This is a genomic window from Pseudomonas sp. GZD-222 (genome assembly GCF_049310525.1).
In the GTDB taxonomy this organism is placed as follows: Bacteria; Pseudomonadota; Gammaproteobacteria; order Pseudomonadales; family Pseudomonadaceae; genus Aquipseudomonas.
Genome location: NZ_JBMOWO010000126.1, coordinates 51,199 through 70,799, shown reverse-complemented (window position 1 = coordinate 70,799; position 19,601 = coordinate 51,199). Strand labels below are relative to the sequence as shown.

General features: G+C 61.8%; 23 protein-coding genes. 9 read left to right on the top strand and 14 right to left on the bottom strand.

Going from position 1 to position 19,601, the window contains the following annotated elements:
• Positions 1 to 67 precede the first annotated feature (67 nt).
• The 5 genes from ACO6VD_RS24055 to ACO6VD_RS24035 form a co-directional block, all read right to left on the bottom strand.
• The gene (locus ACO6VD_RS24055; RefSeq protein WP_422422459.1) at positions 68 to 1,147 is read right to left on the bottom strand and encodes a DUF1615 domain-containing protein; all 1,080 of its coding nucleotides are present in this window, start codon (positions 1,145 to 1,147) and stop codon (positions 68 to 70) included.
• Positions 1,148 to 1,208: 61 nt separating this feature from the next.
• The gene (locus ACO6VD_RS24050; protein ID WP_422422458.1) at positions 1,209 to 1,877 is read right to left on the bottom strand and encodes a hypothetical protein; all 669 of its coding nucleotides are present in this window, start codon (positions 1,875 to 1,877) and stop codon (positions 1,209 to 1,211) included.
• Positions 1,878 to 1,954: 77 nt separating this feature from the next.
• Complete coding sequence (locus tag ACO6VD_RS24045; RefSeq protein ID WP_422422457.1) at positions 1,955 to 2,506, bottom strand: hydrolase; 552 nt, start codon at positions 2,504 to 2,506, stop codon at positions 1,955 to 1,957.
• Positions 2,507 to 2,575: 69 nt separating this feature from the next.
• Positions 2,576 to 3,295 carry a thioesterase II family protein gene (locus ACO6VD_RS24040; RefSeq protein ID WP_422422456.1) on the bottom strand — a complete coding sequence of 240 codons (720 nt, stop codon included), beginning with the start codon at positions 3,293 to 3,295 and terminating at the stop codon, positions 2,576 to 2,578.
• A 10-nt stretch (positions 3,296 to 3,305) separates the two neighbouring features.
• Positions 3,306 to 3,530 carry an MbtH family protein gene (locus ACO6VD_RS24035; RefSeq protein WP_422422455.1) on the bottom strand — a complete coding sequence of 75 codons (225 nt, stop codon included), beginning with the start codon at positions 3,528 to 3,530 and terminating at the stop codon, positions 3,306 to 3,308.
• A gap of 214 nt (positions 3,531 to 3,744) precedes the next feature.
• On the opposite strand from ACO6VD_RS24035, the gene ACO6VD_RS24030 reads away from it, so the two are divergent.
• From ACO6VD_RS24030 to ACO6VD_RS24000, 7 genes are all read left to right on the top strand, one after another.
• Entirely contained in the window at positions 3,745 to 4,299 is a 555-nt protein-coding gene (locus ACO6VD_RS24030; RefSeq protein ID WP_422422454.1) for a UPF0149 family protein, read from the top strand.
• Between the two features lie 119 nt (positions 4,300 to 4,418).
• The gene (locus ACO6VD_RS24025; RefSeq protein WP_422422453.1) at positions 4,419 to 5,474 is read left to right on the top strand and encodes an NAD(P)-dependent alcohol dehydrogenase; all 1,056 of its coding nucleotides are present in this window, start codon (positions 4,419 to 4,421) and stop codon (positions 5,472 to 5,474) included.
• 203 nt (positions 5,475 to 5,677) lie between these two features.
• Positions 5,678 to 6,067, top strand: a complete 390-nt coding sequence (locus tag ACO6VD_RS24020) for a hypothetical protein (protein ID WP_422422452.1) — start codon at positions 5,678 to 5,680, stop codon at positions 6,065 to 6,067.
• A gap of 13 nt (positions 6,068 to 6,080) precedes the next feature.
• Entirely contained in the window at positions 6,081 to 6,713 is a 633-nt protein-coding gene (locus tag ACO6VD_RS24015; protein ID WP_422422451.1) for a BRCT domain-containing protein, read from the top strand.
• 66 nt (positions 6,714 to 6,779) lie between these two features.
• Entirely contained in the window at positions 6,780 to 7,211 is a 432-nt protein-coding gene (locus ACO6VD_RS24010) for an NUDIX hydrolase (protein ID WP_422422450.1), read from the top strand.
• A 178-nt stretch (positions 7,212 to 7,389) separates the two neighbouring features.
• Positions 7,390 to 8,166, top strand: a complete 777-nt coding sequence (locus ACO6VD_RS24005; protein ID WP_422422449.1) for a hypothetical protein — start codon at positions 7,390 to 7,392, stop codon at positions 8,164 to 8,166.
• A gap of 22 nt (positions 8,167 to 8,188) precedes the next feature.
• Entirely contained in the window at positions 8,189 to 8,395 is a 207-nt protein-coding gene (locus ACO6VD_RS24000) for a DUF6124 family protein (RefSeq protein ID WP_422422473.1), read from the top strand.
• A gap of 232 nt (positions 8,396 to 8,627) precedes the next feature.
• On the opposite strand, the gene ACO6VD_RS23995 is transcribed toward ACO6VD_RS24000, so the two are convergent.
• Positions 8,628 to 8,984 carry a VOC family protein gene (locus ACO6VD_RS23995; RefSeq protein ID WP_422422448.1) on the bottom strand — a complete coding sequence of 119 codons (357 nt, stop codon included), beginning with the start codon at positions 8,982 to 8,984 and terminating at the stop codon, positions 8,628 to 8,630.
• A 78-nt stretch (positions 8,985 to 9,062) separates the two neighbouring features.
• Positions 9,063 to 10,100: an ABC transporter substrate-binding protein gene (locus ACO6VD_RS23990; RefSeq protein WP_422422447.1), complete on the bottom strand. Its 1,038-nt coding sequence runs from the start codon at positions 10,098 to 10,100 to the stop codon at positions 9,063 to 9,065.
• 419 nt (positions 10,101 to 10,519) lie between these two features.
• Here ACO6VD_RS23990 and ACO6VD_RS23985 point away from each other — a divergent pair, with 419 nt between their 5' ends.
• A complete protein-coding gene (locus tag ACO6VD_RS23985) occupies positions 10,520 to 11,728 on the top strand; it encodes an MFS transporter (RefSeq protein ID WP_422422446.1) in 1,209 nt (402 codons plus the stop codon).
• A gap of 72 nt (positions 11,729 to 11,800) precedes the next feature.
• Positions 11,801 to 12,247 carry an NUDIX hydrolase gene (locus ACO6VD_RS23980; RefSeq protein ID WP_422422445.1) on the top strand — a complete coding sequence of 149 codons (447 nt, stop codon included), beginning with the start codon at positions 11,801 to 11,803 and terminating at the stop codon, positions 12,245 to 12,247.
• Positions 12,248 to 12,328: 81 nt separating this feature from the next.
• On the opposite strand, the gene ACO6VD_RS23975 is transcribed toward ACO6VD_RS23980, so the two are convergent.
• The 7 genes from ACO6VD_RS23975 to ACO6VD_RS23945 form a co-directional block, all read right to left on the bottom strand.
• Positions 12,329 to 13,393, bottom strand: coding sequence for a lipocalin-like domain-containing protein (locus ACO6VD_RS23975; RefSeq protein ID WP_422422444.1), 1,065 nt, complete (start codon positions 13,391 to 13,393; stop codon positions 12,329 to 12,331).
• Positions 13,383 to 15,845: an FtsX-like permease family protein gene (locus ACO6VD_RS23970; RefSeq protein WP_422422443.1), complete on the bottom strand. Its 2,463-nt coding sequence runs from the start codon at positions 15,843 to 15,845 to the stop codon at positions 13,383 to 13,385. Before ACO6VD_RS23970 ends, ACO6VD_RS23975 begins: the two co-directional genes overlap by 11 nt.
• The gene (locus tag ACO6VD_RS23965; protein WP_422422442.1) at positions 15,845 to 16,510 is read right to left on the bottom strand and encodes an ABC transporter ATP-binding protein; all 666 of its coding nucleotides are present in this window, start codon (positions 16,508 to 16,510) and stop codon (positions 15,845 to 15,847) included. Before ACO6VD_RS23965 ends, ACO6VD_RS23970 begins: the two co-directional genes overlap by 1 nt.
• 62 nt (positions 16,511 to 16,572) lie before the next feature.
• Complete coding sequence (locus ACO6VD_RS23960) at positions 16,573 to 17,010, bottom strand: lipocalin-like domain-containing protein (protein WP_422422441.1); 438 nt, start codon at positions 17,008 to 17,010, stop codon at positions 16,573 to 16,575.
• A gap of 2 nt (positions 17,011 to 17,012) precedes the next feature.
• Complete coding sequence (locus tag ACO6VD_RS23955; protein WP_422422440.1) at positions 17,013 to 17,861, bottom strand: alpha/beta fold hydrolase; 849 nt, start codon at positions 17,859 to 17,861, stop codon at positions 17,013 to 17,015.
• A complete protein-coding gene (locus ACO6VD_RS23950; protein ID WP_422422439.1) occupies positions 17,858 to 18,817 on the bottom strand; it encodes a VOC family protein in 960 nt (319 codons plus the stop codon). The genes ACO6VD_RS23955 and ACO6VD_RS23950 overlap by 4 nt, the downstream gene beginning before the upstream one ends.
• Positions 18,818 to 18,842: 25 nt before the next feature.
• Positions 18,843 to 19,601: an SDR family NAD(P)-dependent oxidoreductase gene (locus tag ACO6VD_RS23945; protein WP_422422438.1), complete on the bottom strand. Its 759-nt coding sequence runs from the start codon at positions 19,599 to 19,601 to the stop codon at positions 18,843 to 18,845.

Genomic DNA, 19,601 nt, shown 5'->3' with positions numbered 1-19,601 from the left:
GGGCGCGTAGCGGCCCCAAAAAAAGGGACTGCTGCGCAGTCCATCGCGGATAAATCCGCTCCTACAATCAGCGTTTCATGCAGCGCTGATAGCGCTCATCCACCCGGTTGGCGAACCAGGCCGTGGTCAGTTTGCGGGTGATCTTCGGGCTCTTCAGTTCAATCCCCGGCAGCTGCGCGCGCGGCAGTGGCTTACCGGTTTTGCCCTCAGCCAGGGCATAGACCCCGCTGTACAGCCGGGTCTCTTCAAAATCCAGGCTGTCACCCTTCTCCAGCTGACTGCGGATACTCGGATTACGCAGCCCCAACTGCTCGCCCAGACGCCGCGCCGCCTTCTCGGTAGTGCCGGGCATGATCGCCCCCGGCGCAATCAGGTCACCATCGAGCGCCAGCTTCACGCCGCTGGCACGGCTCAGGGCACTCTGGAACGCGGCATTGCGGCTGGCATACCAACCGGCGTTGAAGTCGGCAAAGCGGTACACCTGGCGCTCATAGTGGCTAGGGTAACCCAACAGGTGAGCGATGCCGAAGTACATCCCGCCACGGCGGCTGAACACTTCCTGGCGAATCGTTCCTTCATGGCTGTACGGGTAGTCGCGGGCATTGCGTTCGGCAAAGTCGATGCTGACCTGCATCGGCCCACCGGTACGCACCGGGTTCAAGTCACCCAGCAAGGTGCGGCCCATCGGCAGGCTGCCAATCAGGTCATCGAAAATTGCGCTGAGCTGTTTTTCACTGCGCACGGCATCAAGCCGTTCACTGTAGGTTTTGCCATTGGGTGAACGGGTTTGCAGCGCACCTTTTACCAACATCTGCGGGATATGCAGGCGGGCGGCGCGGCGGTCGATCTCCTGGCGGGCGATGCGGCCCAGGCCAGGCACCTGCGGGTCGGCCTGGAAGGTCGACTCCTGTTCGGTCACGGCCAGCACCGCGCACAAATTGGAGCGACTGGGGGTGATCTTCTGCGTGGTGAAGGCCGTCTGGATATCCCGGGCCCAGCCTTCACGGTCCTTGGTGGCGGCCGGCAGCAGGCGCTGGATCTGCGCGCGTACCTTGGCCGGATCCGACTCAGGCGCTTCACGCTGGGTGACGCAGCCCTGTACCGTCAGCAACACGGCAACGCCAAACACTAAACCTCGAACTTGCATGCACCACCCTCGCCTTTTGTGGCAACAGCAGCACAGTAGCGAGGGCGGGGCCTGACTGCAATCAGCAGCCCGGCTTGCTCAGCTCGGTACCAATGGTCACGGCAGTGATCGCCACCGGCTTGAAGCTCTGCAAGGCAATCGGGTCGAAACTGCGATCACAGTTGTATTTGTTGTCGACGACAAACTCCTCGCCCTTGTGCTTTTTCATCTCCGCGCTCCACTTGCTGGCTGCGTCGATGGCCGCGTCATCGGTGAGCATGGCTTCGACCTTCACCTGGGTGAAATCGATCGCCCGCGGGCCTTCCCACAGTGCATACACCGAGGGGTCGTAGGCGTTGCCGCACATTTCCAGGCAATCGGCGTAAAACTCCAGCGGTCCGCCCGTGGACTGGTGCAGCGCGGCGAAGGTCAGCGGCTGGTTGGCAGGCGGCGCGAAGTCACCGATGAACGAGCTCAAGTCGGCCTTGCAGGCAGGCGACAGCGCCAGGCGCAACTGATGGACAGTGCCACCGGTAGCGTCGGCGGTGATCTCGCAGCCTTGCACCTTGTAGGTGTGGGTGTCGCCAAAACTGGTACGGGCAACGCCGGCAACCGACTCGAAGTACTTGAGGTTGGTGCCGAGCATTTCGCCGTTGAACACCTGGGTAACGGTAGCCTGAGCCTGGGCAAGCACAGGCAGGCCGGCAAGGGCCAGGGCGGAAACAAGCGGCAGCAAGGCGCGGGCTTTCATGGGAACATCCTGTCGATATGAATTTGCCGCGCACTCTAATGCACTTGCCGAGCCTGAGCCACCTGCCCGTGCACGGTTCAGGGTTGTTCGCCGACCATGTAAGTCTTGCTGATATGGCGGAACTGCTCATGTGCTGAGCTTTCCATCAGCTCGAACACGACCATCTCGCGGGTGACAATCTGCGCCCCGGCATCACGCATGCGCGCGATACCGGCAGCCTTGCTGGCTACCGTTCGACTGTCACAAGCATCTTCGACCACGAACACCTGCTTGCCCAGCGCGCGCAGGCCAAGCACGGTTTGCAGCACGCAGATATGGGTTTCCATGCCGCAGACAATCACCTGCTCGCGGGCAAGCAGCGAGGCTGGCAGGCATTCGCCAGCGACACAGGAAAAGTGCAGTTTCTCCACCACCTGGGCATCCGGCGATGCTGCCTTGAGGGCGGCAACGGTATGGCCGAGCCCCTTGGGGTACTGCTCGGAAATCACCGTCGGCAGCCCCAGCTCGGCGGTGGCCGCCATCAGCCAGCGGGTGCGGGCCAGCGTGCCGTCCGGGTCGCTGACGGCACCAATAAGTTTTTCCTGCACATCGATAACCAGCAAGCTGGCCTGATTCGCCTTGATCAACATCCCTTGCACCTGCGTCGTGGTTGAACCGCCAAGGCTCGCCCAGCGCCGGGCATCACGTCAATCCCGGCGCTAAGCCGACAGTCGATACGGCTCCAGCGCGGCGCTGAGTACACCCAGCACCCGATCTTCATGCTCATGGATAAAGAAGTGACCACCGGGGAAGGTCTCCAGCGAGAAATCTCCCAGGGTTTCCCGCCGCCAGGCCAGTAACTGCTCTTCGGTGGCGCGATCGTCTTCGCCACCGAGCACATGCAGCGGACAGTGCAGCGGTGGACGCTGACGATAGGCGTAGCGGCCACAGAGGAGAAAATCACCGCGCAGCACCGGCAGGGTCAGGCTCATCAGCTCCTGGTTGGCCAGCACCTCTTCCGGCGTGCCCTGCAGCTTGCGCAGCTCATCGATCAGCACCTCATCGCTTTTCGGCTCGCGCCAGTTGCCACCGTCGTAGTCTTCCCGCCGGGTCGGTGCGGCCGTGCCGCAGGCAAACAGCGCAACCGGCGACGGGCAGCCAAGGGCCTGCAGCTCGTGGGCCAGCTCGAAGGCTAGCAAGGCCCCCAAGCTATGGCCGAGCAAGGCATAGGGTTGGCTGGCGGCCAGACGTTGTTCGCTGGCCAGTTGCCGAGCCAGGGCCTGCATATCGGTTTGCACCGGCTCGCCCATGCGCGCACCGCGCCCGGGCAATTCCACCGGGCGCAGCATCAGCCAGGCCGGCAGCTTGCGCCGCCAGCGGCTGTAGACCATGGCACTGGCCCCGGAATACGGCAGGCACAGCAAGTTCAGTGACGACACCGCCTGCCCCTTACTGCGCTGCTGCGGATTCGGCCATCTTCTGGCGCAGGCTCAGCGGGCGCATGTCGGTCCAGACTTCATCGATGTAAGCCAGGCAATCCTTCTTCAGGCCGCTTTTGCCCACGGTGCGCCAGCCGGCCGGCACAGCCTTGTAGTCAGGCCAGATGGAATACTGCTCTTCGTGGTTGACCACTACCTGGAACACGATATCGTCGCGGTCGAATACGGATGTCATTGCCTGTCTCCTGGATTGATTGGGCCCGCCGCGCAGCTGGCGTACGGTGGCTACCAAGAGAACGAACCAGGTTGCGAGAAAATTAGTGGCTCGCGTGCGCTGCGTTGCCTGCGCCCAGGCGTAACATGCTTTGTGTGTGCGGTACTGGATAAATACGCTGCAAAGCGCCATCCTCCCCGCCTTTTGCCCGTTCACCTCGCCAAGGAACCCTCCCATGCCAATCCAAGCCCTCACCGCCAGCGAGTTCGCCTTCATCGACGACACCCTGCTCAAGTATGGCGACGACCACTCGGTGCTCAACATGTCCGAGCTCGACGGGTTCTGCACCGCGCTGGTTTCGAGCCCGGCGCAGGTCGACATTGGCGAGTGGTTTCCGGCGATCTTCGGTGGTCAGACGCCGCAATGGGAATCGCCTGAAGAATGCCGGCAGTTCATTGATCTGTGCGTGCGGCACCTGAATGCCCTCGCCACTCAGCTGGCTACCGAGCCGCAAGCCTTCAAGGCGCGGTTTGATGAGACCGAGCACAATGGCCAGCCACTGACGCTGGCGGAAGAATGGTGCTTTGGCTATGTGCGGGGCGTTTCCATTGCTAACTGGCCAGGGCTGCCTGAGGGGTTGGCGGGTCAGCGGCAGAAAATTACTGATTGTGCCGAGCAGGATAACTTTGAACTGCCGGTGGATCTGGATGTGGTGTTGCACCGTCAGCGGGTTGCGGCGATTGAGCCGGCTGCGCGGGCTTTGCATGACTACTGGCTCAGCCAACGCTGACCCCTCCGGTGGGAGCGGGCTTGCCCCGCGATGAGGCCCTCAAATATCACCCGGGTAGCTATAGTCATTGGCTGAGCCTTTTTTCCTCAGCCATCCCATGACTTGTAGAGAGGTGCCTCATGTACACCATCGGCTACGCTGCCCAAACGCCCAGCGCGCCGCTTGCGCCGTTCGAGTTTGAGCGCCGCGGCTTGCGCCCCAATGATGTCGCCATGCAGATCCTCTACTGCGGCGTCTGCCACTCGGACCTGCACCAGGCCCGTGACGACTGGGGCATCAGCCGTTATCCGATCGTGCCCGGGCACGAGATCATCGGCCGGGTCACCGAGGTCGGCAGTGATGTGACCCGCTACAAGGTCGGCGACGCGGTAGCGGTGGGCTGCATGGTGGACTCCTGCCAACAGTGCGACCAGTGCCGCAAGGGCGAAGAGCAGCTGTGCCGGGCGAACAACACCCAGACCTACAACGGCCTCGACCGCATCAGCAAAGAACCGACCTACGGCGGCTACTCCAAACACCTGGTGGTGCGCGAAGAATTCGTCCTGCGTGTGCCCGATGGTCTGGACCTGGCCAAGGCCGCGCCGCTGCTGTGCGCCGGCATCACCACCTACTCGCCGCTGCGCACCTGGAATGTCGGACCGGGCAGCCGGGTGGCGGTCATCGGCCTCGGTGGCCTGGGCCATATGGCGGTGAAGCTGGCGGCCGGGATGGGTGCATTTGTCACCGTGCTCAGCCGCACCCCGGACAAACTCGCCGACGCCCTTGAACTGGGCGCCGACAAGCTACTGGTATCGACCGACGCCAAGGCCATGGCGGCGGCGCGGTCGAGCTTCGACCTGATCATCGACACCATCCCCGTGCGCCACGACGTCTCGCCGTACATGGCGCTGCTCGATGTTGATGCCACCCTGGTCATCGTCGGCCAGGTCGGCCCCATTGACGAACAGCTCACCCTGCCCTTCATCCTCGGTCGCCGACGCCTGGCCGGTTCACCGATTGGCGGCATCGCCCAGACCCAGGAAATGCTCGACTTCTGCGCGCGTAAAAACATCCTCCCGGACTGCGAAATGATCCGCATGGACCAGATCAACGAAGCCTTCGAACGCATGGAGCGCTCGGACGTGCGCTACCGCTTCGTCATCGACATGGCCAGCCTCACCGCCCCGAAGACCTGACAGACACCGCAACACCTGTAGGAGCTGGCAAAGCCGGCGATCGACCGCAAAGCGGTCGCAACCCGGCCGCCCCCAAATAAATGGCCTTCGCCGCCTCACAACATCTTCATTTTTCAACGCTGGACACCACTAATGGCCAATTAGTAGCATCACACCCACAGAACCACCCTACCCCAACAAAAACAACCAGCCAGGGAGGCTGAATGAGCAGCATTGTCCACCGCCCGATCCACCTAGCAGTGCGCCCCACCCTCACCTGGATCGACACCTGGCAAGGCCCGGACAACGGTTTGATCCGCTGCTGGGAAATCGGCCGCGAACGCGCCCTCAAACACCCCGACATCGCCCAGCGCTGCCTCGCTGGAGAACTGCCGGTACTGGGCTGGAAAGGCGGCGTGGAACGCACCCTGAAAAAGCGCGAAAAATTCGGCTCGCTCAAATACCTCGCCCAATGGCAAGGCCTGCGCGGCGAAGACCTGCAGATCGACACCGGAGCCGAGCTGACCCTCAACTGCAGCCGCACCGGTATGGTGGTGACCTTTACGCCGGATCAGAGCAAGTACTACAACCCGCAGGTTGAAATTGAGGATTGAGGAGCGTTGCGTCATGGTCGACTTGCATCAGGAATTCCAGAACAGCCGCTTCTACCATCAGGCCCGAATCGACCGTCGTTCAGCCGATGCCTTGCTCGGCATCGCTGCTGGCCTGACGGCAGACAGCACCATCAATCAGCAGGAAGCCGAGTTCCTCAAAAGCTGGATTGAACAGCACCTGGCTCACCTCGATGACCCGGTCATCAACCTGCTCTACCGGCGCCTGGCCGACATGCTCAGCGATGGGATTCTGGATGCCGATGAGTCTGCGGAATTGCTGGATGTACTCCAACAGTTCACTGGCGTTCCTAACAGCAGCGTCAGGCCCTTCACCGCACCAACCACCCTCCCCCTGAACAATCCTGCACCGGTATTGGATTGGTCGGAACGGGTGTATCTATTCACTGGTGCTATGGCCTTTGGACCACGCAAGGAATGCGAAGCGCTGGTGCTTGAGCGCGGTGGATTGATTGGCGGTTCAGTGAGCAAGAAAGTGCACTACCTGGTGGTGGGTAGTGTCGGGAATGAGCAATGGCTGCACAGTAGTTACGGGACGAAGATCAAGAAGGCAGTGGAGATCAGGGAGGCTGGTGGGGGAATTGCGATTATTAGTGAGGAGCATTGGCAGAGGGCAGTGTTTGGATGACTTGAAGTGGTGTCCAGAATCACTACGCCAGTTCATGATTGCCTCCTTGCCGATAAGGAGATCGCCATGACACCAAACAAAGCCTGCCCCGTCATCCTCCGCCATTCGCCTGGCCCTAGCATTCTATTGTTCCAGCATCCGCTGGCTGGGGTGCAACTGGTCAAAGGTACGATCGAGAACCGGGAAACGCCTGCCCAGGCTGCGCTTCGCGAATTGAAAGAAGAATCCGGGATCGACTCGGCTACGGTTGTAACGGATTTGGGCTGCTGGGATGCCGGGTATCTGGATCAGGTATGGGCGTTTCAATTGTGTGAGGCGGGAGTAGTGTTGCCGGATCAATGGGCTCACGACACGCTCGATGACCATGGGCACACTTTCAGGTTTTTTTGGGCTCCGCTTGACGACTTGCCGTTTGACCTTTGTCATCCGGTCTTTTGTCGGGCGATGCTGCATCTGACAGCCATGTTGGCGGTGCGTAGTTACGAAGGTAGCTATTAAGCGAACCAGCGCTGGTTATCCATTCTTGGCACTTTGAAACTCATCTACACTTACACTCTCACTGAGTGCACCGCTGTGTTTCGTCGGCTAGCTACTCACTCGAGCGAACACTGCCATAAAGCAACAGTGTTGCTCAACTCGTACCTTATTGGGCTTCATACAAATGAGGAGCAACCCCATGACTACCTATAAGCACGCTCGGTCCGCAGCATTCCTGGCGCTTTGGTGTCTACCTCTGCTCCCGGCCTCTGCATATGCAGAGGCTCCCGACATGAAGAACTGCCTGCAGTTGACGGTGAAGGACCATACGAACATTATCCTGTCGATTCAAAAAAACGTGGAGCCTATTACTGCTCTGGTGCGGAAACAAAACGTCGACGTCCTTGCACGATCTCCACAGACTTCAAAGTCGCTGTTGGTTGCAATATCCAAGAGTCAGATTCTGGACGATACAACGAATCAAAAGTTGGATCTGGCGGCCTCGTGCCTGTCACTTACACCCGCTTCCAGCATTCCGGCAAAATCGCGTGCCGCTATTCTTGAAGCCGCGCGGGAGCTTGACAACGCTGATAGCGTGCCCAACGCTATCGAAAGACTCGGCAATCTACAAACGAAATACGCGGACTTCAACGACGTTCGTGAAGGGCTCATGGTTGCCACTACGGTTCTGCGGGACGGTCAACAGACCATATACAGCGAGCACGCATTCCAGACGCTGGCAGCTCGTAGTGCAGAACAACCATTGGCTAAGGCCAAGAGCGCGAGCGAACATGCACTCGATCTTGCGGTCGCGGACGGAAAAGGGGCCGTTAACGGCGGAGTAGGAGGCTGCATCGCCGGGTTACTCGCTGGCGGCGTGGGTTGCGTTTCGGGTGCTATAGCCGGAGGCGTCGCCGCCGCGATCGGAAACTCTGCCCAGGAACTTATCGAGAAAGTATGGGAGCATGCGAAATGACGCCCAATAGGTACGCGCGGGTATCGATGCACATGACGCTTTGGTACATGCGTCGATGTACTTGCGTTGCGCCAATGACACGGGGATGCAGGCCTGTGACAAGGTCGACCCGGATACCCGCGGGGTGATCTGGGCGACGCTGCATTCCATCGAGATGGCCAAAGGGTTGGTCGATGCGTTGCTCGATGGTATCGAGGAAGAGATGGTGGAACGTCGGGTACCGAAATAACCAGCCTGGTCCTACTCAAGCAACATCGTACTGGGGCCGCAGATTCGGCCCCCCTACACAGCCGACATCGAAGCCTGCTAGAGACTCAAGCGCTCACTCTCCCTGGCAATGCCCTTCACTCCGAAACACCGAAACTCAATGCTGCCAACGTCAGTATCCAAACTGACGATATTGGTGATAAACCCACCTTTAACGCTGACCTCGCGGATCAGGGCCAAGGGCAGTTCCGAGCCTACTGTTGCGCAGTCCAGACCGCCAGCTCATAGCCATCCGGGTCGATGAAATGAAACCTGCGCCCGCCGGGAAACGAAAAGATCTCGCGGCTGATAACAGCGCCCAGACCTTCAAGACGCTGCTGCACTGCATCAAGGTCATCCGCATACAGGATGATCAGTGGCCCGCCCGGCCGCACCGCCTCGCCAGTGGTGAAACCACCGGTAAGCCGACCATCGCTGAACTCGGTATAGCTCGGCCCGTAATCGACGAATGTCCAGCCGAACGCAGCGCCATAGAAGGCTTTGCTGCGCGCGATGTCGCTGACGTTGAATTCAATGTTGTCGATCTGACGATCATTCCCTCGAACGCTCATGCGTGGCTCCTTGCTGAGTTATGTTTCGCAGCCATGGGGTTTACACCCCATGGCTGACAAAAACAACAGTTCAGAGGATCAACGCGAAGCCCAGGCGTTAAACCGCTGCTCCAGGTGTTCGCCATGGTCTGCCCAGAACAGCGCATCTACCGGCACTTGCTGGGCGAGGTTCTCAGGAGCGGTGGGTAGTTCGGCGATGCGCGCTTTGTCGAGCAGGTCCATCGCCTGCAGGTTGGCCGCGCCGTAGTCGATGTGCTCGGCGAAGCTTTTCTGCTGCACCGGCTCCAGCGAGAAGGCGATGAACTCGCGGGTTTTCTCCTGGCGTGACGCACCGCGCGGGATGGCCCAGGAGTCGAACTCGTAGAGCCCGCCGGACCAGACGATTTTCAGGTCATAGGTTCTGCGTTGCTCGGCCGAGAGGCGGCCGTTGTACACCGAGCTCATCACCACATCCCCCGCTGCGAGGTACTGCGGCGGCTGTGCGCCGGCTTCCCACCACTGGATGTGCGGTTTGATCTGATCGAGTTTGGCGAAGGCACGATCCTGGCCGGCCTCGGTCGCCAGCAAGGTGTACACCTCCCCAGGTGCTACACCGTCGGCAATCAGGGCGAACTCGAGGGTCGACTTGGCCAGTTTGCGCAGGCCGCGTTTGCCCGGGAAGCGCTCGACGTCCCAGAAGTCTTTCCAGCCGGTGGGCGCCTCTTTCAGCTTGCTGGCGTTGTAGGCCAGTACCGTCGAGTACACCAGGAAACCGATGCCGCATGGCTGGATGGCACCGGGCACGAAGTCTTTGCTGTCGAGGCCGATCTGCGCCGGGTCGAGGGTTTCGAACATGCCTTCGTCACAGCCGCGGGCAAGCTCGGCCGATTCGACTTCCACCGCATCCCAGGAGACGCTGCGGGTGTCGACCATGGCTTTGACCTTGGCCATTTCGCCGTTGTATTCGCCGGAGATGATCTTGCTGCCGCTGGCTTGCTGCCAGGGTTTATAGAAGGCTTTTACCTGAGCCTCTTTGTTGGCGCCTCCGAAGGAGACGATGGTGAGGTCGGCGGCAAAGCCGTGACTGGCCGTGATTAACCCCGTTGCCAGCGCTGCGAATTTCAGAGTGTTGATCATTATTGTTATCTCCTACTGTTCAAGGGTGATTGCAAAATCACTCAAGACACCGGGAAACCGGCCTTCCCAGGCGAGAGACATCCGGGTCTCGTTGCATTCGCTGCAAGCCTGGCCACACGGTCGGCTCGGCAACGAACAAGGTATTTTTCCTCTGGTCCATTTTTCTTGCGGTGTAAGGTGGCATGGAAGTTACGGGGGTAAGACTCTACTTTTGCGATTCTCAGATAGGCTTCTACTAAACCAACGCTACCGTTCAGCACCCCCGGGTCAGGCCAGTGCGGCCAGGTCGATTCAGGATCGTGAAAGCTATATACATTCAGCGCGTATGATAATAGGATCTTAATCATACGCAACGTATGTATATATCCAGCCCAGCCCTGCCTCTGCACGCCGGGCTGATTCGATAAGGAGAATCGAGCATGGCCAATCCGTACCGGGTACTGTTCCAGGCGCCGGGCGCCAAGGGTTTTTCACTGGCCGGGCTGCTCGCCCGGTTAGCGCTGCCGATGACAGGCATCGGCATCATCACCCTGCTGGCGCAACTGCGCGGCAGCTACGCCCTGGCAGGCGCGGTATCCGCCACTTTCGTCCTGACCTATGCCCTGACCTCGCCGCAGGTCTCACGCCTGGTGGATCGTTACGGACAGCGCCGGGTACTACCGCTGGCCACCGCTATCAGCGTGCTGGGCATTCTGGTGCTGCTGGCCTGCAGCTACTGGCAAACAGCTGACTGGACATTGTTCGTGGCCGCCGTGCTGACGGGTTTCATGCCGAGCGTGTCGGCGATGGTGCGTGCGCGCTGGACGGCGATCTACCGAGGCAAAGCGCAGCTGCAGACGGCTTACTCGCTGGAAACGGTGTTTGACGAAATGACCTTCATCGCCGGCCCTCCCCTTGCCGTTGGTTTGAGCGTCGTGGTTTTTCCGCAAGCAGGTCTGTTAGCAGCGGCGGTGCTGCTGGCGACCGGCGCCCTGGCCCTGGCTGCGCAAGTCCGCAGCGAACCACCGGTAGACGCCGATGAGCAAACACACGCGCAAACGGCGTCCGTGATCAAGCTGGCAAACGTGCGTGTGTTGGCCCTGCTGATGGTCGCCATGGGGGTAATCGTCGGCACCGTCGATATCGTCAGTGTCGCCTTCGCCGAGCAAATGGGCAGTCCTGTGGCCGCCAGTATTGTCCTGTCCTGCTACGCCATCGGCTCCTGTGCCGCGGGCCTGGTATTCGGCGCGCTGAAACTGACAACACCGCTGCACAAACTCTTGCTGCTGGGCGGCCTGGCCACTGCTGCGACCACTCTGCCGTTGGTGATCGCAGGCACTATTGCCGAGCTCGCTGGCGCGGTGCTGATCGCCGGCCTGTTCTTCGCCCCGAGCCTGATCGTGGCGATGTCGCTGGTGGAGAAGATCGTCCCGGAACGACAATTGACCGAGGGCATGACCTGGCTGCTGGCCGGGCTGAATGTGGGTGTGGCCTTGGGTGCTGCGGCGTCCGGGCAACTGGTGGATAGCGAGGGCGCGCGTTTTGCCTTCAACCTGGCGCTGGTGGCAGGGGCCGCTGTGGCACTGGTAGCGTTCTGGGGGTATCGGCGTATGCGCGAGCAGGCGCTGGCAGTGGTCTGTTCGGCATGAAGTTCGTGCTCGCAATCAGCAGCATTCGCGCGTATCTTCGCGCGCCCTCACTTGATAAAGGATTATTCAATCGTGTCAGAGCCTCGCATTCGCGCCCTCGCCCTGTGCGTTTTTCATCATCAGGGAAAGATTCTGGTTAATCGCTTTTACGACGCCACAAGTCAGCAGACGCTATCTCGACCGGTTGGCGGCGGCATCGAGTTCGGCGAGCGCAGTGTCGATGCGATTGCCCGGGAAGTGCAGGAAGAGTTGAACCAGTCGATTCATGACGTGCGCCTGCTCGGCACCCTGGAGAGCATTTTCACCTACGCCGGTAAACCTGGGCATGAGATCGTTCAGGTCTACGACGCTCGGTTCAGTGATGCGAGTCTCTACGAACAGGCCAGTTTGATCGGTCACGAAAGCAATGGTGCGCCGTTCGAGGCGATGTGGTGTGACAGTTCATGTTTTACGGCTGAATCGCCGCTGGTTCCTGAAGGGTTGCATGAATTGCTCAAGGCGGCTTTGTTACTGGAATGAAGATATAGGGGCACAGGTTTTGGGGCCGTTGCACGGCCCATCGCAGGCAAGCCAGCTCCTCCAGGAGTTGTGTGCATCCTGCTAATAACCGGTCATTTCCAGGTAGCCTCTGCCCCCCACGCTGCCGCTGATGCGCACCGGTCCTTCCCAATAGGGAAAGCTGGTATGCATCCAGGCTTTCGCTTGCAGCGCCTCAACCTGCACATCCAGCCCTTGCGACGGCACCTGCACCCGCCATCGGGTCGGCGCTTTCTTGCCGTTTTCCTGGGTGGTCCAGGCCAGGGCCTGAAGCTGGATCTGCTCGCCCTGTAGCGCCTGTGTTTGCCCTTCGGCGCTGATCCAGGTACCGGCGCGGTACGGCATGCCATCCTTTTCGCGTACGCGAAACAGCATCACTTTTGCGCCGCTGTCCAGGTGCAGGGAAAACCAGTCCCAACCCGATTGCCCGGCGGCCAACGGCTGGCTGCTCCATTCGCGGTCAAGCCAGGCGTTGCCGGTAACCGCGACGCGCTGGCCTTCGCGTTCGACTTCGCCGCTGACCTGGTAGAACGGCTGGCTGTAGTAGTAGGACGCCTGACCCTTGCCGGATTTTTCGCTATAGCCCTGCTCGCCATGCAGCACCAGCGGACCTGTGCTGCGCAGATCCAAGCGATAGGCAAAGTCCTTGCCGCGCGCGGTCATCTGTAGCTGAGCGATATCGTCACTGCCCTGTAGCGACCAGTCATTGATCCAGGCACGGAACGGCTGGGTATCGACACCCGCCTGGCCGATGCCGCCACGCGCCAGGGTTTCGCTGGATTGATGACCGCCAGGGCCGGTCAGCGCCGCATGTCCCAACCACAGATTGGGACTGTTCCAGCCGGCGGTTTCCGGCCCGCTGCGCAGGGCCGAACGGAACAAGGTCCACTGCGCGCCCCACTCCCGCCCCTGGGTGTCTTTGAGGTTGGCGGTGACGTACCACCACTCGATGCGAAAACCGTTGTGCGCACCATGGTCGAGGGGAAAAACCAGTGGATGATTGCGTGTCACTTGCGTGAAGGCGCTCGCCTCCTCGGCCAACCCAGCATAGCCTGTGTCAGCAGGTTCGGGCTGATCACAGCCGCCCGGCAGTAACAGGACAAACAACAGCCAGACTTCAGGTTTCATCGGCAAATTGCCTCAACAGTTCGCCCGGCTGGCGCCGCGCCAGTTGCCACAGCGGCCAGGCGCTGGCCAGCAGGCTGGTCAACACGCCGAGCAAAGCCAGTTGCAGCAACTGTTCGGGAAACACATGCAACGGCAAGCGCCAACCGAATGCCTGGACATTGACCACCGCCACCAGGCACCAGGCGAGCAACACACCCAGGGGTATCGCCAGGAGCACGGTGAGGCTGCTCAACATAAGGGTTTGGCCGAGCGACAGCCAGACCAGCTGCCTGCGCGGCACACCCAGTGCCCAAAGAGGTGCCAGTTGGCCGAGGCGGCTCTGGCTCAAGCTCAGCAGGCTGATGAACAAGGCGATGCCCGCGACACCGAGGGTCAGGCTATTGAGCGCGGAGGTGGCGGCGAAGGTGCGGCTGAAGACGTCCGTCGACCAGCGCTTCAAGCTGGACTGCTCGACTACGCGGCTGTCGTCCAGCGCAAAGCGTGATTGCAACTCAGCCTTGAGCGCTGGTACACGCTCGCTGTCCACGCTCAGGCTGATGTTGCTCAGGCTCGCCTCAGGCCGCTGTTTGCGCAGCCAGTCGGCGTTGACCAGCAAATGCCCTTTGGGGTTGCCATAGTCAGCGTACACGCCCACCACCGTCATGCTTTGCACAGGTTCCACAGGCAGTTGCAGGCTGTCGCCCAGTTGCACGCCCAGGCGCCGCGCCAGTTGTTCACTGAGCATGACTGCGCGACCGCTCGCCAGTCGCTCCCAGGCCTGCGCGCTGTGTTCCAGCAACGGCCAGCGGCTGCGGTAGGCGGGATGTTCGATGATCCCCTGGACCTGCACCGGCCAGCCCTGCACAGACAGCTCAAGGCGCCAGCTTGGCAGCACCGCGTTGATCGCCGCTTGCCGCTTGAGCCAGTCGTTGATCTGCACACCCTGTGCGCTATCGCGGGGGGTGATGTAGAGGTCGGCGGCCAGGCGCTGGTCGAGCCAGCCGGTGAAGGTCTTGCGAAAGCCTTCGGTCATGCTGCCCACGCCGACACTCGCGGCCAGCGCCAGCAGCAAGGCCATCAGCGCCAGACTCAAGGACGGCAATTGTTGCCGGCTGTCGGCGATGAACCACTGGCTCAACGGCCGCCGACAGAAGCGCGCCAGCCAGGCCAGCGCGCCATCGAGCAAGGCTGGCAACAACAGCGCCGACGCCAGCAGCAATGCGGCGAGCAAAATGAATGCGCTGGGCAAGCTGGCACCGAATCGCCAACAGACCAATGCCAGCAGCACTAAAAGCCCTGCCGCGACCGCCTGGCGCCGCAGCCAGGGGCCCTGAGCCAACCGCCAGGCCTGGGGTTGCGCCAGGGCCAGCAGCGGCAAGCGGGCGGCGCGCAGCACACTGCTGACGCCGGCGAGCAGTGCGCCGAGCACACTCACCACCACCCCGGCCAGCCACCACCAACCCGGCAGGCTCAACTGCCCGGCGACTTGCGCGCCATACAGGCCGCGCAAGCTGGCGGCAAAATCGGGCAGCAGCAAGGCGGCCAGAACATAGCCACTGGCGACACCGGCCAGACCGCCCAGCAGCGCGAACACGCCCAGCTCCAGGGCCAGGCCGAGCAATACGATTTTCAGACTGATACCGCATGCACGCAGGGTGCGGATCAGGCCGCGGCGCTGCTCCAGCGCCAGGCCGATGGCCGCATGCGCGATAAACAAACCGACGACGAAGGCCAGCAGGCCGAGCGCGGTGAGGTTGAGGTGAAAACTCTCGGTCAGGCGCTGCAGGCCACCGTCGTCGCCCGGTGGTTGCCGTTTAAGGTGAACCGCGATGGCCGCCGGCAGGGGCGCATTGTCATCCGCCAGCAACAGGCGCGACAGCTGCCCCGGCGCTTGCAACAAGGCCTGGGCATGACCGATATCAACGACGATGACGCCCGGCGCCAGCTGTGGTTTGAGCACGAAAGGCGGCAACACCTGGCCGTCGCTGCTGACAGCTTGATCGCTGGCTTGCATGCCCAGTTGCTGCAACGTGTCCGGGCCGATCCAGGCTTGCCCCGGCGTGCCGATGAAGGCGCGCAGGTCGAAGTCTTTGACCTGCGTGCCGGCAACGCTGGATGCCGCGGGCAGGCTCAGTGGTTCGATGCCGATCAGCCGCACCGCCAGCGGCCGCTCGCCGGCAAAGCGCAAACGCCCCTCCAGCAGCGGCGACAGCGACCAGCCCAACTGGCGCAGTTGCAGGTACAGCGACTGGTCGAAGCGCTCGGCATCACGCGCCACCCACTGCGCTTGCGCAGGGCCCGCCAGTACCGCACTGGCGCGGGCGTAGTCATTGCGCGCCTGGCTGTTGAGGGCCTGGACACCGGTCCATAACGCCGTGGCCAGCCACAACCCGGTAAAGATGCTGAAAAACTGCAGGCGATGCCGCCGCCAGTGGCTCAGCAGCGCCTGCACGGTCATGCGCAAGGCATTCATCAGGCTTGCTCGACCTGAACCCGACCGGCATGCAGGAAACAGCGCTGCTGCAGGCGCGCCGCCAGACGCTGACTGTGGGTCACCATCAAGACGCTGCTGTCGGCATCCGCGACCAGTTGCAGCATCAACCCCAGTACTTCATCGCTGCTGGCCTCGTCGAGGCTGCCGGTGGGTTCGTCGGCCAGCACCAGCGACGGTCGCGGCGCCAGCGCCCGACCGATGGCGACCCGCTGTTGCTGACCGCCGGACAGTTGTTCCGGGTAACGTTGCAGCAGGCTCGTCAGGCCCAGGTGCTGGGTCAGGTACTCCATCCACTGCGCGTCGTGACGCCCCGCCAGCCGGGCTTGAAACGCCAGGTTGGCCGCCACATCCAGGCTGCTGATCAGGTTGTACTGCTGGAACACCAGACCGATGCCTTCGCGGCGCCAGCGTGCCAGCGCGGTCTCCGAGCGACCGTCGAGGGGCTGGTCGTCGATGAGGATGCGCCCGCTGTCGGCGCGGTCGAGCCCCGCGAGCAGATGCAGCAAGGTGCTTTTACCGCTGCCCGATTCGCCCATCAACGCCAGGCTGCTGCCGCGTGCCAGGCGCAAGTCGACGCCCTGCAACACCGGCAAGGTGCCCTGGGCAGTGATGAACGACTTGCGCAACTGCTCGACGACCAGCATCAACGGCTATCCGAAAGCTTCAAGCAATAGGAATAGCAGTGTTCTCAGGCTTTGCCCATTGCTCATCGCGTCACGGAAACAGCCCTTTGCCACTGCAAGCGTGCAGTACGCGCTTCGGCAGTGCCCTCTTCCAGCCGCGCCGTGAGTGACAGCACATCGCCCTCAAGCACTGCGCTGCGCTGCTGGATGCCGCCCACCCAGTTGGGGAAAATGCTGTGGCGCACTTTATGGATGATGGTGTCGCCTTCCACTTCGAAGTCACCGGCATAGGTCAGGTAGCTGCTGTAGGCTGCCGCCTTCTCGCTATCCTCGGCAGACCACTGGCCACCGCTGGTGAACGCTTCCCGGCCTTGCCTGGCGATTACGCAGAACATGCCAAAATCGCTGTATTCGATAAAGCCCTCCAGCTGCGTGCCCATCGGCAGCACGACCCGGCCGTCGTCGTACAGTTGCTCCCAGGCGAGGATATTCCAGCGACCTTTAACAGTTTCACGGTCCATGCTCATGCTCCGGTTGTGGTGGGCTGTTCAAGCAGAAAATCGACCAGCAGTCGGGTGAACGCCTGGGCCCGTTCAATCTGCACCCAGTGGCCGCATTCGCCGAAGACGTGCAACTGCGCATGGGGGATCAGGCGCAGCATGCGTTCAGACACCTCAAGCGGGATGACCTGGTCGTCGCGGCCATGAATCAGCAAGGTCTGCTGCGTCAGCGCCCGCAGGTCGTCTTCCGCCAGCGCCAGCAGTTGCACACCCTGCTGGCGAGGTTCGGGGAACAGTTGGGCGAAACGGCTCTGCACATCGTCACGAATGCTGGCTTCGAAGCGCATCCGCACCAGGTCGTCGTTGATCAGGCCGTGGTCGTAGGCGAACACCTCCATCAGCTCGCGCATTGCCTGCAGCGAAGGCTGATAGCCCCAGACCTTGTTCAGCCCTTCGGTGAGGGGGAACGACAACCCCGCCGCGCCCATCAGCACCAAGCGCTGAACCCGCTGCGGGAAGGCCTTGGCGAAGGCCAGGGCAATGGCCCCGCCGAACGAGTTGCCGACGATCGAGACACGCGGGATGTCCAGCGCATCGAGCAGGCCGACGAGCGACTGTACCCAGGTCTGTGGGTCCAGTTTCCACTCGGCCGGGCACTGGCTGTAGCCGAAACCGAGCATATCCGGGGCAATCACCCGCGCCTGTTGCGACAGGGCCGGGATCACCCCGCGCCAGTTGGCCCAGGCAGTCACCCCAGGACCTGAGCCGTGAATCAGCAGGATGACTTCGCCGTCGCCCTGATCGTGATAGTTGAGGGTGCATTCACCGATCTGAATGCTTTGGGCGATTTCCGGGCAGGTATTTGCAGTCATTGTTTGGCCTTGGCAGTTTGAGAGGTGGTGACAACTGGCGCGCGCACGCCCTGGGCGGCCAGGCGTTGGAGAATTTGCCGGGCTTCTTCGCGTTTGTGCTCCGGCAGCCAGGTACGGTCATGGCCCCACAGGCTCATGCCTTCCAGGGCCTCGGCCTGCCAGTCGGGACCGACGGTGCGGCTGGCCCAGCCCAGTTCGAACATCCAGCCATCGGGGTTTTTCAGGTAGAACGAGGTGACGTGGTCGTTGATGTGCCGCCCCAGGGTCACGCCGATGCAGTCCGGCTGGGTCAGGGCCATGTCGTAGGCGCGGCCGACGTCATCGAAATCGTTGTATTCGAGCATCAGGTGATAGATCTTTGCCGGTCCCCCGGTGTGGGCCAGGCCGACGGTGTGGTGGCGCGGATTGCAGTGGAGGAACTCGACGCGAAACGGCGCTTCGGTGTGGTCGCTGACCTTGAAACCAAAGAGCGTGCGATACAGGTGGCTCAGCGCCTCAAAGTGCTCGGTGATCAGGGCGATATGACCCAGGCCCATGTCGCCGGTGCGAAAGCCACCCAGTGGCCGACCTGGCACGAACGGCGTGGGCGCATCGGCGAGGCCGTGACAGACCTCGATGCGCAGACCATCCGGGTCGCGAAAGTGGAACATCGCCTCGACCCCGCGCAGCTGCAGCTCTTCAGCGCTGCCCAGGGTAGTGGCATAGCCCTCGGTCTCCAGCACTTCACGCAGCGTCGCCAGGCTTGGCGCATCGGCGACTTCAAAGCCCATGCCCATGCTCGCCTCGCCATCGACCTTGCTGACCAGCAGACGCTGCAGCTTCTGATCGGCACGCAGGCGCACGCAGGCATCGGCTTGCATCACCTCGACCTGCAGGCCGACATGCTGCTCGGCCTGTTCGATCCAGGCCTGCAGGTGCGGGGTGTGCACCACCACATAACTCAATGCATTGATCATTCATGGTTCTCCTGTGATCGAAGCGCTATTCGGCCGACATGCCGCCATCCACCGAGAGCGTGCTGCCGGTGACGTAGGAAGCCTGATCGGAGAGCAGCCAGAGCACTGCTGCGGTCACCTCTTCAGGGCGGCCAATGCGGCGCATGGGCACGCCGTCGTCGTAGAGGTGATCGTCGCCAGCAGTGACGCGGTCGAAACTTGGCGTCTTGATCGGCCCTGGGCAGACGGCGTTGACGCGGATGCCATGGGTGGCGTAATCCAGTGCGGCGGCGCGGGTGGCGCCGACAATGCCGTGCTTGGAGGCCACGTAACAGGCGGTTTCGGCCATGGCCTTGAGGCCGAAGATCGAAGCGTTGTTGACGATGGCCCCGCCACCGCCGGCGAGCATGGCGGCAGCCTCGTACTTCATCATGTACAGGATGCCCTTGAGGTTGATATCGATGACGTCGCTGAGGTCTTCGATGGGTGTGGCATGCAGCGAATTGAAGCTGCGCTGCAGCCCGGCGTTGTTGAACGCCGCATCGAGACGCCCGTAACGCTCGCTGGCCAATGCCACCAGTGCCTGGCAATCCTCGGCGCGCGCGACATCAGTAACCTGGAACACCGCCTGGCCGCCGCCGGCACGGATCTGTTCGAGCAGCAACTGACCCGCTTCGGCATTGCGGTTACCAATCACCAGCCGCGCGCCTTCGGCCGCCAAGGCCAGGCAAACATCACGGCCCATGCCGCTGGCGCCACCGGTCACAATCACCACCTTGTCACGCCACACAGTGCTCTGACTCAT